The organism is Veillonella sp. Ser01 (assembly GCF_053850375.1).
In genome coordinates, this window is record NZ_JBSPUA010000002.1 from 450,169 (window position 1) to 465,768 (window position 15,600).

13 protein-coding genes and 1 riboswitch are annotated in these 15,600 nt (G+C 39.5%); of the genes, 9 read left to right on the forward strand and 4 right to left on the reverse strand.

Annotated features, from left to right (window positions below; genetic code table 11):
- Positions 1-4: 4 nt before the first annotated feature.
- The 3 genes from pfkB to dapF all read right to left on the reverse strand — a co-directional run bounded on the left by pfkB (position 5) and on the right by dapF (position 3,261).
- Entirely contained in the window at positions 5-919 is a 915-nt protein-coding gene (gene pfkB / locus ACWTVK_RS05925; protein ID WP_456046262.1) for a 1-phosphofructokinase, read from the reverse strand.
- Positions 920-1,028: 109 nt separating this feature from the next.
- Positions 1,029-2,366, reverse strand: coding sequence for a Na+/H+ antiporter NhaC family protein (locus tag ACWTVK_RS05930; protein WP_456046263.1), 1,338 nt, complete (start codon positions 2,364-2,366; stop codon positions 1,029-1,031).
- A gap of 61 nt (positions 2,367-2,427) precedes the next feature.
- Complete coding sequence (gene dapF, locus ACWTVK_RS05935; protein ID WP_119207029.1) at positions 2,428-3,261, reverse strand: diaminopimelate epimerase; 834 nt, start codon at positions 3,259-3,261, stop codon at positions 2,428-2,430.
- Positions 3,262-3,570: 309 nt separating this feature from the next.
- On the opposite strand from dapF, the gene ptsP reads away from it, so the two are divergent.
- Entirely contained in the window at positions 3,571-5,298 is a 1,728-nt protein-coding gene (ptsP, locus tag ACWTVK_RS05940; protein WP_456046264.1) for a phosphoenolpyruvate--protein phosphotransferase, read from the forward strand.
- Between the two features lie 149 nt (positions 5,299-5,447).
- Positions 5,448-5,708 (forward strand): HPr family phosphocarrier protein, encoded by a 261-nt coding sequence (locus ACWTVK_RS05945; protein WP_009352491.1) that lies wholly within the window; start codon positions 5,448-5,450, stop codon positions 5,706-5,708.
- Between the two features lie 170 nt (positions 5,709-5,878).
- Here ACWTVK_RS05945 and ACWTVK_RS05950 read toward each other — a convergent pair whose 3' ends face one another.
- Complete coding sequence (locus ACWTVK_RS05950; RefSeq protein WP_004695033.1) at positions 5,879-6,157, reverse strand: metal-sensing transcriptional repressor; 279 nt, start codon at positions 6,155-6,157, stop codon at positions 5,879-5,881.
- Positions 6,158-6,486: 329 nt separating this feature from the next.
- On the opposite strand from ACWTVK_RS05950, the gene ACWTVK_RS05955 reads away from it, so the two are divergent.
- From ACWTVK_RS05955 to nikC, 7 genes are all read left to right on the forward strand, one after another.
- Positions 6,487-7,293 carry a transglycosylase domain-containing protein gene (locus ACWTVK_RS05955; protein WP_456046265.1) on the forward strand — a complete coding sequence of 269 codons (807 nt, stop codon included), beginning with the start codon at positions 6,487-6,489 and terminating at the stop codon, positions 7,291-7,293.
- A 127-nt stretch (positions 7,294-7,420) separates the two neighbouring features.
- The gene (locus ACWTVK_RS05960) at positions 7,421-8,122 is read left to right on the forward strand and encodes a hypothetical protein (RefSeq protein WP_456046266.1); all 702 of its coding nucleotides are present in this window, start codon (positions 7,421-7,423) and stop codon (positions 8,120-8,122) included.
- Positions 8,123-8,390: 268 nt separating this feature from the next.
- Positions 8,391-9,602, forward strand: a complete 1,212-nt coding sequence (locus ACWTVK_RS05965) for an argininosuccinate synthase (RefSeq protein ID WP_005381291.1) — start codon at positions 8,391-8,393, stop codon at positions 9,600-9,602.
- On the forward strand, positions 9,602-11,029 hold the full coding sequence (gene argH, locus ACWTVK_RS05970; RefSeq protein WP_456046267.1) for an argininosuccinate lyase: 1,428 nt from the start codon (positions 9,602-9,604) through the stop codon (positions 11,027-11,029). Before ACWTVK_RS05965 ends, argH begins: the two co-directional genes overlap by 1 nt.
- 616 nt (positions 11,030-11,645) lie before the next feature.
- Positions 11,646-12,977 carry a putrescine-ornithine antiporter gene (gene potE, locus ACWTVK_RS05975; protein ID WP_456046268.1) on the forward strand — a complete coding sequence of 444 codons (1,332 nt, stop codon included), beginning with the start codon at positions 11,646-11,648 and terminating at the stop codon, positions 12,975-12,977.
- 391 nt (positions 12,978-13,368) lie between these two features.
- A riboswitch (cobalamin riboswitch) is annotated at positions 13,369-13,555 on the forward strand.
- 164 nt (positions 13,556-13,719) lie between these two features.
- Entirely contained in the window at positions 13,720-14,658 is a 939-nt protein-coding gene (gene nikB / locus ACWTVK_RS05980) for a nickel ABC transporter permease (protein WP_456046269.1), read from the forward strand.
- Positions 14,658-15,479 carry a nickel transporter permease gene (gene nikC, locus ACWTVK_RS05985; protein ID WP_105084965.1) on the forward strand — a complete coding sequence of 274 codons (822 nt, stop codon included), beginning with the start codon at positions 14,658-14,660 and terminating at the stop codon, positions 15,477-15,479. The genes nikB and nikC overlap by 1 nt, the downstream gene beginning before the upstream one ends.
- Positions 15,480-15,600 lie beyond the last annotated feature (121 nt).

The window sequence follows — 15,600 nt, forward strand, 5'->3', positions numbered from 1 at the left end:
AAAACTAGTTAACTCGTACTTGTGAAAGTAATGCTTCTACTTCTGCCAGTGTAGCAAGGTTTTCAGAGTAAGCGGAGGCAGAGCCACTGGAGATACCCCAGTACAGTGCCTCTTGTAAATCGCCTGTCTTTTCAAAGCCTGTAATAAAGCCTGCTACCATGGAGTCGCCAGCGCCTACAGAATTTACGAGCGTTCCCTTAGGGGCAGGACTCGTATATACCGTGCCATCAGCTGCGACCAAGATAGCTCCATCACCAGCCATAGAGATAAGCACATGCTGTGCGCCTTTCTCTTGCAATGCTTTCGCCGCTTCTACGAGGTCCTCCTTTGTAGAAAGGGGGCGACCAAAAATTTCGCTAAGTTCATGATTGTTAGGTTTAATTAAGAATGGCTTATATGGCAATACGCGTGTAAGTAAATCCTTTGTAGCATCTACAACGATGCGAATGTTTTTATGTTGCAAGCGCTCCATAATGAACTCGTACATATCGCTAGGTAAGCTAGAAGGAATACTGCCTGCAAGGATTAGTGTATCTTGTTCAGTCAATGCGTCGAGCTGTTTGTAAAGTGCTTCTAATTCGTCGGACCCAATGATTGGGCCACGACCGTTGATCTCTGTTTCTTCATCAGAGGCTTTCACCTTAACATTGATACGGGTTAATCCTTCGCGGAGGCGAATGAAATCTTCTTTTACGCCGAAGCTATTGAGCTGCGTAACGATTTCTTCACCAGTAAAGCCGGCGATGAAACCGAGTGCCGTTGTATCCATGCCTAAGTTGTTAAGAACGATAGATACGTTGATACCCTTGCCGCCACCAAGAACGTATTCTTGAGTTGTACGATTAATGGTACCAGTCTTAAGTTGCTCAAGGCGTACGATATAATCGAGGGCTGGGTTAAAGGTAATGGTGTAAATCATACAAATTCCCCTTGATAAGATAAATTAATTAGCCTGCGATTGGCAAATTTTGTAATTAGCCTCTGATTGGCTAATCCTGTAATTAGCGTATGATTGGCTAATCTTGTAATTAGCGTATGATTGGTTGATCTTGATTCCGTAGTCGTAACCAGTAAAGGAGTGGTACGAGGTATAGGAAGAAGGCGAATGGCACATAGCCTGCTATACTAGTACCCATCATAACAATAGGTACGTAAGCAGCGATGTTCCATGGTAATAGTGGAGCAATGACGATGCCACTGTTTTCAAAGTCGAGCATCACATCTTCATCTTGAATACCCCGTTGAGCGTAGGTAATACGCATAATAGAATGTGTCATTACAACCGCAATAGCTTGGCTACAGCCAACAGCGCCGGTTAAGAGTGCGAGACCTACATTGGTAGCAAATACATCGCTCCGCGTTTTAGCTCGCTCTAATAGTTGTCTAACATCATTCCAGAAGCCAACCCCTTCGAGCATGCCTGAAATGGCAGTGGCCATAAAGATAGATAGGGTGGGGATGAACATTGTTTGCAATCCACCGCCATGAATGATGTCTGCTAGTGGATTATAATGTGGTAGTTCAAATCCTGTTAAGGTATACCAGCCTAAATCGGAAAGAGTAGCTCCTTGATTTGTATAAGCCAGAATGGCTGCGGCTAATGCGCTGAGGCCGATAGGCCAACGGATAGATACTTTCAAAGGCAATAAAGCGATGACGATAATCACTGGAATCCACAATGTCCAATCAATATTGAAGATAAAGTGGATTGTATCGGATAACAAACTATTTTCATAGTTTAGAGGAAACCACTGGGACAGTATTAGGTAGAGCACTGTAGAAATAACAAGTGCAGGTAGTCCCGCTTTAAACATAATTGGTATATTACTAGAAATCTTAGTATGTGTTAAGGCTGCTACCAGTGATGCGCTAGATGACAATGGGCCGTTGCGATCACCAAAGTATGCACCGGCTATAATGGCACCAGCTACGATATTCTCTGGAATATTACCGGCTCTTGCCATCGTGATGAGTACAATGCCTATGGTGCCTACAGTACCGTAAGCTGTACCTAATATCATGCTAACAATCGCTGTTAATAAGAAGGCACAAGCAATAAAGAGGGACGGATCAATCAAGTCGATGCCGGTGGCGATAATCATAGGGATAATACCTGCTGCTTGCCACATAGCAATGAGCCAACCGATAAGCAAGAATATTTGTATTACTACAATCGAGCTTTTAGCACCTGTCCATGATAGGTTTAGCAGTTCTTTTCGTTGGTATCCTTTGCGATAGAATACATAGGCCATGATGCACCATACCACTATCAAGGCGTAACCAATAGCAATACCGTTAGCTACGGTGATGATAATGACGAGGATAGATATGAGTAAACCTATGAGCGACTCCGTATTTTTCGGCATTAGAGAACGGCCTTGTTGATACTTTAGAAACGCATTTAATATGAGTTGTAACCACTTCATTTTAATCGATAGGAAGTTCTGTTTCGAAGACTTCCTCAGCCGGGCCAGTCATGAGCACCGTGCCATCCTCCAAGTATGAAATATGTAATGTTCCTAAATAAAGCTCTACATCGACTTCGCGACCGGTTAAGCCTTTTTCAAAGGACATAACAGCAGAAGCACAAGAGCCTGTACCGCATGCTAGTGTAGCGCCAGCACCGCGTTCCCATGTGCGAACCTTGATGTGCTTGTTGTTCACTACCTCAATGTAGTTAACATTTGTATTGGATGGGAATGCATCGTGTTTTTCAATGATAGGACCTTGTGTCGTTACAGGCGCCTTTGTAATGTCATTGATATACACCTCTGTATGAGGCACGCCGAGTAATACGGAGCTTACCGTTACTGTTTCGCCGTTTACATCGAGGTCTACGTCGATAACCTTATCCATATCCACGTTGATAGGTACATCTTTGCTGTTAAAGAATGGTTTGCCCATATCTACTGTAACTAGTATTACGATGCCATTTTCAATGGTTAAGGTAGGTTTCATTACACCGGCCAAGGTTTCGATGGTGAAAGTTTCTTTAGTAATTTCTCCGTGTTCATAGGCATATTTGGCAAAGCAACGGATTGCATTGCCGCACATTTCTGCTTCACTACCATCAGAGTTGATGATGCGCATGCGCACATCACAGGTTTTTGAAGGAACTAGAATGGCAAGACCATCAGCACCGATACCAGTACGACGATCGCAAAGGCGAATCGCCAAATCAGTATAGTCCTTGTTAGCACCTTGAGGGTCGGCAAAGAGGATAAAATCATTGCCGAGACCATGCATTTTAGTTAATTTCATAAAGTCTCCTATCAATAAGTAAGACTTTCACCATAAAGCCCGTGAAAGTCTCAGATGTATATAATTATATATTCTATATTATAACATAAATGGCACTTGGTTATGAGAAAAAATCTTATAAAATTATGGCGAAATAGAGGAAAACGTAACCTACTTTTAGTGCCTAGCTAAATTGATTGATGCGTCATAAATAACCCATATGGGATAGCGTTTAAGACAGATAGATATTGTCTAATTACTTTATTGTTTAACGGAGAAATGATAAAATAGAAAGTAATGTAGTTTATCGTAATAGAAAGAGGAACACATATGCGAATTCAAGGGATTTCTGGATCTCGTGGCGTTGCAGTAGGCAATGTATATAGATATATTCAAGAGGAAATTGTCATTCCTGATTACACTGTAGCAGAGGATAAGGTAGAAGAGGAGATTGGCAAGTTTGCAGCTGCTATGGCAGCTACCTTAAAGCAATTAGATACAATTCGTCAAAAGGCGTTGAAAGACATGGGCCCTGAAGAGGCGGCTATTTTCGAAGCGCATATGCAAATTGCTCAAGACCCATCCTTGTCTGATGGTATTAAATCCCTCGTTGAGTCTAGCCATACTAATGTGGTAGCGGCTACAGCTCAAACCATTGAAACCTTTGCTAATATCTTCCTCGGTATGGACGATCCATATATGCGTGAACGCGGTGCAGATATCAAAGATATTGGTGATCGTTTGATGCGCAATATGTTAGGTATGAACCCTCGTGGTTTATCCCATATTTCTGGGGAGGTTATCTTGGTGGCTCATGATTTGGCACCATCTGATACAGCTTCTCTTGATAAAAATGTAGTAAAAGGCATCGTGACAGCGGCTGGTGGTCCTACATCTCATGCAGCTATCATGGCGCGCACCTTGGAAATTCCTGCCGTTATGGGCGTTGGTGACATTGAAGGCTTCGTAGATGGCGAGAAAGCAGTTGTACTTGGTACAGATGGTATTGTGGAAACAAATCCATCTGATGCGGATTGGACTGAATATACCAATCAAGCGGCTGCATACCAAGAGGAATTGAAACGCTTGCGCGAATCTGCCAATCTTGAAGCTAAGACAACTGATGGTCATCATGTAGAACTATTTGGTAACATCGGTAAGTCGAAAGATGCTAAACACGCTCTTACAATGGGCGCACAAGGCATCGGCTTATATCGTACAGAATTCTTGTACATGGAAAACGATGAATTACCAACAGAAGATGTACAGTTTGAAGAATATAAAAAGGTTGCAGAAGATATGCAGGGCCAACCTGTTATTATTCGTACCATGGATATCGGTGGCGATAAAGAATTGAAATGCCTTGATTTGCCAAGCGAAATGAATCCATTCCTCGGCTATCGTGCAATTCGTATTTCCTTGAATCGCCCAGATATCTTCAAAGTACAATTACGTGCGTTATTGCGTGCTAGTTCCTTTGGCGATATTCACATCATGTACCCTATGATTGCTTCCGTAGAAGAAGTGAAACAAGCGAATGCTATGCTCGAAGAATGTAAGGCAGAACTTACAGCTGAAGGCAAAGAATTCAACAAGGATATCAAGGTTGGCATTATGATCGAAGTACCAGCGGCGGCTGTTATTTCTCCAATTTTGGCCAAATACGTAGACTTCTTCAGTATCGGTACAAATGATTTATGCCAATACACCTTGGCGGTAGACCGTATGAACGAGTCTATTGGTTCTCTATATCAACCATTGCATCCAGGTGTCTTACGTCTTATCAAGCATGTTATCGATGCGAGCCATGAACAAGGTAAAATTACAGGCATGTGCGGTGAACTAGCTGGTGACCCTGTAGCCACAATGATTCTATTAGGCCTTGGCCTTGACGAATTCTCTATGACAGCGTCATCTATACCTCTTATTAAGAAAATCTTGCGTTCCGTTTCTAAAGCAGAATGTGAAGAGGTGGCTAATAAAGCGCTTTCCATGGATACAGCAGAAGAAATTACAGACTATGCTAAATCTGTGCTAGCCGAAAAAGACTTACTATAATTCTGTATAACTCTAAGAAAAGTGTTAAGCTCATCAGTATATAGCAAAGAACTTTCAATATACTTGAATTAAAATGCTTGAAATTGATACAATATATCTATTAGAACGTATGGGATAGGTACTACCTATCGAGATAGAAAGAGGTTATCATGAAAGAATTAACAGTAGAAATTACTAACGAATCTGGTTTACATGCTCGTCCTGCTACAGCTTTCACACAATTGGCTGCTAAATACGCTTCCAAAGTGACAATCGCTGCTAACGGTAAAACAGCTGATGCTAAATCCATCTTAACTGTATTGACTTTGGGCGCTACAAAAGGCACATCTGTTACATTGACAGCTGACGGTGCTGACGAAGATGATGCACTCGCTGCATTGAGCGAATTCTTAACAACTAACCACGACTAATACTTTGTGGTAATATAAAGGACTCTACGAATGTAGAGTCCTTTTTTCTTGAGCCATATATGATGGATGTTTTAATCAGATTTGATTTTTATTTGCTTTTTCGGGGGAGCTTCGAGATTTAGTAGAGCCTTGTTTTTGGTAAAAAAAGAAGAGGCCTCTTAGCCTCTTCTTTATTTTCCCATGTTTGCAAAACGCTCTACAGCTTTTGTAAAGTCGCTAATGGTTTTCTCTACGTCACCGTGTTCGATACCATCTCGCACGCAGTGGTTGATATGTCCTTCAAGAACTACTTGACCTACTTTATGTAGTGCAGATTTAGCTGCATTAATTTGGCTCAATACATCTTCGCATGGAATGTCTTCTTCAATCATTCGATCAATAGCTTGCACTTGACCAAGGATTTTACGCAATCGACGATGTAGATTTTCTGAATCCATACATTGTTTCATAATACTCCTCCAATGGGCATGTTTTTATCATCTTTACTATTATACTCCATGTAAAGTTTATAATACAACTTAATAAGTATACCTAATATGAATAAAATCTGTATATGTAGATATACGCTTGGTTATAAATAGTAAGATTCTCTCTTTTATATTGTTAGAATTCTTTTCCTAACAGCTATATAGCAAGGTCTATACATATCTTCTTCTTGATTGATGTGATACAATACATTTAATACACATTATAGTAGTATATGTATATAAGGCGTTGTATATACTGTTAGTTAATAACTGTATGTATACTATGGTCCTTTATGAAATAGGTGAAAGCAATGAAAGTGTTTCGCTACCTTCGAAATCTAGTGGTGTTCGTGGTGGTCATCATATTGGCCATGTTTATATATGACGGATACCATAGCTTTCAAGGTGCAGCTCGTGAAAGTAAGGCTCACACAACTGTTGAAAAACGCATAGAACAAAGTGAAGATACCCTCAGCCGTACGGATCGTATCATACGAATATTTACATTTAAAGAAAAGGTAGAGGTGGCCCTTAATCAACGTGTTTCTAAAGAACACTGGGTGAAGGGTGATGTCATTCCAGAATATACAAAGAATGCACTTATCGCCATTGAGGATAAGCGGTACTATAAACATGGAGCTATTGATGTGCTCGGTATTATTCGCGCCTTTTATACCAATACTATAGCAGGTGAAACTGTAGAGGGTGGGAGTACTATTACACAACAAGTAGTAAAAAATCTCTTCCTTTCATCAAAACGCATCATGAGTCGTAAGGTAGAGGAAGCAATCCTTGCTAGTGAAATGGAACATTACTACTCGAAAGAAGAAATCCTCACCATGTATTTAAATACTGTATATTATGGTCATAATTACTACGGCATTTACGAAGCTGCTCATGGCTACTTTGGAACAAGTCCAAGCCGATTGACATTAGGGCAAAGTGCACTCCTTGCAGCACTACCTAATGCACCATCCTATTTAGATCCATATACAAACTATAAAGGGGCTAAGGCTAGACAAAAACTGGTGCTCGAACAAATGGTAGACCAAGGCATGATTACACAAGCGGAAGCGGACTATGCATATCAACAAGAGTTGGGGCTGGTAGATGAATAATTGAATATATTTTTATAATCTCTGTTTGCTAATGAATAATTAATTGGCGAACAGAGATTTTTTTGCTACATTAGTAATAATAGATACATACATTTAGAGAGAGTTTTGAGTATTAGGAGCATAATTATTGGATAATATTGAATTAAAGCAGTATGAGGAAGGCAATTTTTTATCTATTTATATTGGAGCAAAACCTATTATTAAGTTTGCTATGCTTCGATTGGAGAATTTTATATCCTATTATTTAAGAGGTCCTGGAGGATTAGATTATAAGTCTGAAGCACTTGATATTGATTCCTATGCCCGTGAAATCTTTTATGTTGAACAAACAGATGCTAATAAAATTGAAAACTGGATAGTTTACTACGATGATGAACATGATTGTATGACTGTAAGGCATTGTTTTTGGGATAAAGCGTTAGATAGAGATATTCTAATGGCAGATGAATCTTTAAGGGGGCAAGTAAGAGAAAAATATATCGTTGATAAAATTCCACATATTAGTAATCAAACTATTATTGGTGTAGATGAAACGGTAAAACATAATATTTTAAATAGTATAAATGATTTTGACGTAGCGATATCTGAAATAAGTGTATTGGAATTATTTAAAACTGTAGATTACTCTAGAGGTGATTATAAAATTACAAGGTCTTATGATTTAGATGTTCGTCTTGAAGCTATTATTCGTGAAGAGCAAAGCGGATTCTGTACAATTATAGAGAAAATTAAGTCTTTGATATTAGAAGTCTTAAAAGTGCAAATTGCTACAACTAATGATTATAAGATAGTATTAGATTACCAATTTTCACCTATTGATATTAAGTAAGAATAGAAAGTCCATCGTAAGAAATGAAGCTATGTCTAGTGTTAAATCACTGGATATAGCTTTTGTATTATATTAGTTCGGAATTGAAGTATATTACTAAATTGAATAAAAATAATGCTTGCATTTATAATTATGCAGGTGTATACTATTTTTTGTCAGAAAGAGGGAATGACCGGTGCGCTAGATGCCACGGTGCTTTCACAATTATCTGATATAATATTGATTATATGAGTTTAAATACATAGTAAGTTTTTTATGAGGTGTTATCATGGGTAAAGCAAATAAAGTAGTACTCGCATATTCTGGTGGTTTGGACACATCTGTTATCATTCCTTGGTTAAAAGAAAATTATGGGGCTGAAGTTATCGCAGTGTGCGTAGACTTGGGTCAACCTGAGGATTATGATGCAGTTGAGAAAAAAGCAATCAAATCTGGTGCTTCTAAAGCGTACATCGTTGATGCTAAAGAAGAGTTCGTAAAAGATTATGTATGGCCAACAGTAAAAGCTGGTGCAGTTTATGAAGGTAAATATTTATTAGGCACATCCTTCGCTAGACCTTTAATTGGTAAAATCCTTGTAGATATTGCAAAAAAAGAAGGCGCTGATGCTATCGCTCACGGTGCGACTGGTAAAGGTAATGACCAAGTTCGTTTCGAACTTGCTATCAAAGCATTGGCTCCTAATATGAAAATCATCGCTCCTTGGAGAGAATGGGATTTGAAATCCAGAACAGACTGCATGGAATATGCAGCTAAACATGATATTCCAGTTGTAGCTACGAAATCCCATCCATATTCCATGGACCAAAACGTATGGCATTTATCCCATGAAGGCGGCGATCTTGAAAATCCAGCAAATGCTCCTAAAGATGATGTGTACTTGGTAACACATACTCCTGAACAAGCTCCAGATGAAGCTGGTTATGTAACTGTATCCTTCAAAGATGGCGTACCTGTAGCAGTAGATGGTCAAGAAGGTACTCCATTACAATTGTTAGAAAAACTCAACGAAATCGGTGCACACTATGGCGTAGGCGTTGTAGATATCGTTGAAAATAGATTGGTAGGCATGAAATCCCGTGGCGTTTATGAAAACCCAGGTGGATCCATCATCATGTATGCTCACAGAGAACTTGAATACCTTTGCCTCGACAGAGCTACATACCACTACAAAGAACTTATTGCTAACAAATACGCTGAACTTGTATACGATGGCATGTGGTTCGCACCGTTGATGAACGCTTTGCAAGCATTCGTTGATGAAACTCAAAAAACTGTAACTGGTGAAGTAAAACTTAAATTGTACAAAGGCAACATCATTTCTGCTGGTGCAACTTCTCCATACTCCTTGTACAGCGAAGATTTCGTAACATTCGAAGAAGATGATGTATACAACCAAGCTGATGCGGCTGGTTTCATCAACTTGTTCGGTTTACCTCTTAAAATTAATGCATTAATGAAAGAAAAGGCAGGTAAATAATGGCTAAATTGTGGGGCGGGCGTTTCACAAAAGGCACTGATAAAGCGGTAGAGGATTTTACATCCTCTATCGCTTTTGATGCGCGGATGTACGCCGAAGATATTGCAGGTAGTAAAGCACATGCTACAATGCTGGCAAAACAAAATATTATCTCCAACGCAGATCGAGATGCTATTGTTGAGGGCTTAACAAAGATTAAAGGCCAAATCGATAAAGGTGAGTTCCCATTCTCCGTGGCTCTTGAAGATATTCATATGAATATTGAAAAGCGCTTAACAGATGATATTGGTGAAGCAGGTGGCCGTTTACATACAGGCCGTAGCCGTAATGACCAATGTGCAGTAGATTTGCACATGTACGTGCGTAAAGCCGTAGTAGAAATGGGCGAGCTTATCGTAGATATGCAAAAAGCCCTCATCGAAACAGCTGAAAAATACAGCGATGTTATCATGCCTGGCTATACGCATTTACAACGGGCACAGCCTGTATTATTTGGTCATCATATGATGGCGTACTTCTCTATGCTAGAACGCGACTTTGACCGTTTGTTGATGGTCTTCAAACATGCAGATATCATGCCACTTGGTGCAGGGGCCTTAGCTGGTTCTACATACGGCATTGATCAAACCTATACGCAAAAGCTACTCGGCTTCTCCCGTATTTACGAAAATAGTATGGATGCTGTATCTGACCGTGACTATGTAGTTGAATTCTTGTCCTTTGCATCTCTTGTGATGATGCACTTGAGCCGTCTTAGCGAAGAATTGATTTTGTGGTCTACCAATGAGTTTAACTTCATTGAACTTGATGATGCTCATTGCACAGGCTCTAGCATTATGCCACAAAAGAAAAATCCTGACGTATGTGAACTTGTTCGTGGTAAAACAGGTCGCACCTATGGCCACTTGTTAGGTTTATTAACTACATTAAAAGGCTTGCCACTTACCTATAATAAAGATATGCAAGAGGATAAAGAGGGCATTTTTGATGCTATCGATACAGTGCACTTTGCATTGTCCATTAATGCGGCTATGATTCGCGGCATGAAGGTTAATGGGGCACATATGAAAGCTGTCCTCGATGATGATTTCTCTAATGCTACAGATATGGCCGATTACCTTGCGAAAAAAGGAGTTCCATTCCGTGAAGCTCATGAAATCGTAGGTAATGCTGTACATCATTGCATTGAAAAAGGTTGCGTATTGCTTGATTTATCCGTTGAGGATTTCAAAGCTATATCCGACCATTTTGATGCAGATATCCTTGATGCTATTTCCATCGAAGCTTGCATAGCTGGCCGTAATAACTATTCTGGTACTGCTCCAGAATGTGTGGAAAGACAACGGAACAATGGTAAAGCTGTTATCGCCGGAGAAGAAAAACAAATTGCTCAGTGGAAAGCAATTGTTGAATCTGTGCAAGCATAACTGATTTAGTAAGCCTAATGTTTTGATTTAGGGCCACATCCTGTACAAGAGTAACATTCAGAGTAACAGTTACTTGTGATATTAAAATTTTAAGATCGATATACATATAAGTCTTATATTAAAGCGCTTTATATTAACCTTTAAGCTTATGTGTATATCGATTTTTTATTTATATGATAGATAACACCTAAAAAGAGCGCTATTCTAATTGATAAATTACTATTAAAATGGTGTAAATTTATGTGCGCATACAGTGGACTGCGCGAAAACAATAGTCTTGTACTACGACACTATAACCATGATAGATAGTAAAAATCACATATATACACAGAATAAAATGGGGTAAAAATATACTCTGTCATTGTCAAAATGAGTTCTGTTCGTTTTAGATGATAAATTAACTATAATTTATTCAATTCGTGTAATAATGCTTGTCCGCCAATAAAGTACTTTCATTTTGGGTTCATAGGTGTTATTATTTAATTCGTAATAAGAATAACAACGGTAAATTCACATTCAAGCCCATCACAGCACGAACTGAATTTACTTAGCGGTATATTATATTTAAGTGAATTATGGACGAGAAAAAATTCACCTTTTGAAAGGGGATTGATACATGAAAACCACCGCTAAAAAAATGTCTGTATTCCAGCTAACCACAATGGTAGCAGCCAATATGCTAGGAGCTGGGATCATTATGTTACCAACTAATTTGGCTCAAGTTGGTACTATTTCAGTTTTATCTTGGCTCGTAACAGCTGTGGGTGCGCTTCTGTTAGCGTATATTTTTGCTCAAGCGGGTATGTTCTCCCAGATTAAGGGGGGCATGGGCGGTTATGCAGAACACCGCTTCGGTAAAACTGGACATTTTATGGCGAGCTATGCTTACAGCATATCTCTCATCATTGCTAATATCGCCATCGCGGTATCTGCCGTAGGTTATGGCGCAGCTTTCTTTGGTGTTGACCTCAATGCAACACAAACAAGCCAAGTAACAATTGTGCTTTTGTGGTTTGCAGCGATTTTGAACTTCCGTGGTAATCGCTTCACAGGTCGACTCAGCAACATGACTATTTGGGGCTCTATTGTGCCGGTTTTATTAATTGGTACAATCGGCTGGTATTGGTTTGACCCGTCTATCTATTGGGCGGCATGGAACCCAAATGATCTTCCGTTTTACGATGCTGTAAAACAATCCATTTCTCTCACTTTGTGGGGCTTCCTAGGATTTGAGTCCGCAGCGGCTAATGCTGATGCTGTTGAGAATCCAAAGAAAAACGTACCTATCGCAACTGTGGCGGGTACATTAGCAGTGGCAGTGGTTTACATCTTGTCCACAAATGTTATGGCCGGTATCGTGCCTAACATCGACTTGTTAAATTCTAATGCACCATTTGGTTTGACATTCGTATACATGTTCAATGATACAATTGCAAACATCGTGATGGCTGCAATGGTTATTTCTTGCTTTGGCGCTTTACTTTGCTGGCAATTCACATTGTCTCGCGTATTTAAAAGCGCAGCGGAACATGGTTACTTCCCTAAAGTGTTCGCTCGTGTAAATAGTAAGGATGCTCCTGTTCGTGGCGTATTCATTCTACTTGCTGTTGAAACATTACTTACATTGTTCACTGCAAGTGATTCCTTGCGTGAGCAATTTGAAGTATTGGTAAATTTGGCAGTTGTAACTAACGTAGTACCATATGTATTGTGCATCTTAGCAGTACCTACAATGATGCGTATGGCTGGCGTAGCTGAAAGCCGCATTAAACGCTCTAACTACGTATTTGGTGTTGGCGTTATCTACTGCTTGTATGCTATTTACGCATGTGGTGTTGATGCTATGCTCGGTAGTGCAGTGGCAGTAAGCATTGGTCTTGTGATCTATGTTTTGCGTAAAGCGTGGGCTACACGCAAAGCGCACCGCTTACAACAAAGTATCGATTAATTAAATAACTCTCGTCTTATAAGAGGCTGTTACTAAGTAACAGCCTCTTTTTTGTATATTAATCAGACTTATTAATTATGGTTTTATTAATTATAAATAATTGATAGTTGCTAAAGTGATTAAAAGTTTTTTCGGTATGTATAAAAAAAATTCATGAGAAAATTACCATTATAATAATAATTAATATATATACAGTTGTATACAGTTAATATAGTAAAAAATCATATATATAAAATAATTCGTATAAGTTTATACATGAATGTGACCTTAATTACTAATTAATAATTTTTATTAGTATAAAAATTATATTGAGAATTCACGATATACACATACCCCTAAGGGGTATGTGTATTGTAAACAGAATATTAATATAGTATATTAATAATCGATAAAAGTGAATGAACTAGTGAGTGTCGGTGTTCACCGAGCGTAAAAGAGGAAAATGGGTGTAAATCCCATACTATGCAAATAGCTGTAATGAGGAGCAAGGTTTCATTATAGGGTCACTGGGAAACTGGGAAGGCCGAAATATTGCGATGAGTCTGAGTCAGAAAGCCTGCTCTAAATGTATGGTATGCATATACTGTGCTTAATTTAGGTTAGTCAGGCGACTAGCTTTTTTTTGTTCCTCAGGGAGCTATATTTTTTCTTATTTTTGCGTATTACTGCTACGTTGAGTGGGAGGTACCCTTAGTTTTTCATTTGATTTGTTGTTAGTGTTTAGAGAGTTTAGGAGGCGCCTATGGGTAAACGATTTGCTAAACATTTGGGACAATTTATTGTAACCTTGTTTGGCATCACATTTTTGACATTTTGTCTCACTTATTTAGCACCAGGCGATCCAGTAACGATGTTACTAGAAACAGCAGATACTATCGTGTCTCAGGAGCTTATCGATGAAACTCGAGCTCAGCTTGGGTTAGATAAACCGTTCTTAGTGCAATATGCAAACTGGGTTGTGAATGCTGCACAAGGTGACTTAGGGATGAGTTACTCTGCTAAAAAGCCTGTTGTAGATCGTATGTTAGAGGCTTTGCCAGGAACAGTTATGTTAGCGGGTACAGCATTAGTATTTACATTGCTTTATGCATTGCCGGCAGGGATTATAAGCGCCTTAAATCGAAACAAATGGATCGACTATCTGTTGCGCGTTGCTTCCTTTGTAGGCGTGTCTATGCCATCATTCTGGTTAGGCCTTGTATTGATTTATATCTTTGGTCTTAAATTAGGGCTCGTTCCTATTGCGTCCTCTCGTGTAACTCCAATCGGTGTAATTCTACCAGCCGTTACATTAGCTGTTGTAGTTGGGTCCAAGTACATGCGTCAAGTTCGTCTTGTTATTCTTGAAGAAATGCAAAAGGATTATGTCATCGGCGCACGTGCTCGTGGTGTGAGTGAGATGAAAATTTTATTCGGTCATATTTTGCCTAATGCAGTATTACCACTCATCACTATATTAGGCGTTCTCATCGGTTGGCTATTAGGCGGTGTTGCAGTTGTTGAAATGGTATTCTCCTGGCCTGGCCTTGGGAATATGGCGGTATATGCCATTACCATGCGCGACTATCCATTGATCGAAGGTTTTGTGTTATGGGTTGCCTTAGCATATATGTGTGTCAATGCTCTAGTTGATGCATCCTATGTTCTGTTGGACCCTAGATTGAAAAGGGAGAGAGCATAATGAAAGAATTTATTCAGAAACATAAATTGTTCTCTTTCTACACTGCATTGATGCTTGTCATCGTATTCATTGCTATCTTTGCACCATGGCTTGCGCCGGGAGATGCTTTCACATCGGATATGTCTAAAGCATTACAAGCCCCTAGTGCTCAGCATTGGTTTGGCACCGACAAACTGGGTCGTGACGTATTGTCTCGTATCATTTATGGTACTCAATTATCCTTGTTCATGGGTGTATCCATCGTAGTGATTATGGTAAGCATTGGTACTATTATCGGTGCCATAGCCGGTTATTTCGGCGGGAAAATCGAAATGGTCCTCATGCGTTTTGCGGACATTATGCTATCCTTCCCGGGTGTAGTATTAGCCATTGCCATTGCAGGTATTTTGGGTGGTAGTATTATGAATACGATTTTGGCATTATCTGTAGTAGGTTGGGCAAAATATGCTCGTTTGGTACGATCTATGACATTGAAAGTTCGTGGCGAAGAGTATGTAACGGCTGCCGTCATGATGGGGGCATCTACATCAACTATTATTAGACGTCATATCATTCCTAATATTATGCCTCTTGTTGTTACAACAGGTGCACTAGATATTGGGGCTATTATGATTGAGGTTGCTGGTCTTTCCTTCCTTGGATTTGGTGCTCAACCACCAACACCAGAATGGGGCCTTATGCTTAACGAAGGTCGTCAATATTTACAAACCAGTCCATGGCTGATGGCCTTCCCTGGTATGTCCATCCTTATCGTAGTTGCTATCTTTAACCTTTGGTCTGATTCCTTGCGCGATGTAGTGGATCCTAAAAATCAAGGTTAGTTACGTGTGATGCTTATTTATAGGTTATGTTGTGAAAGTTGTTATATAAATAGGCGGTAATAAGGTTTTTCCATTATGACTATTGTAGATTGTAGTGGTCATGATGTGTATGTTTTATGTT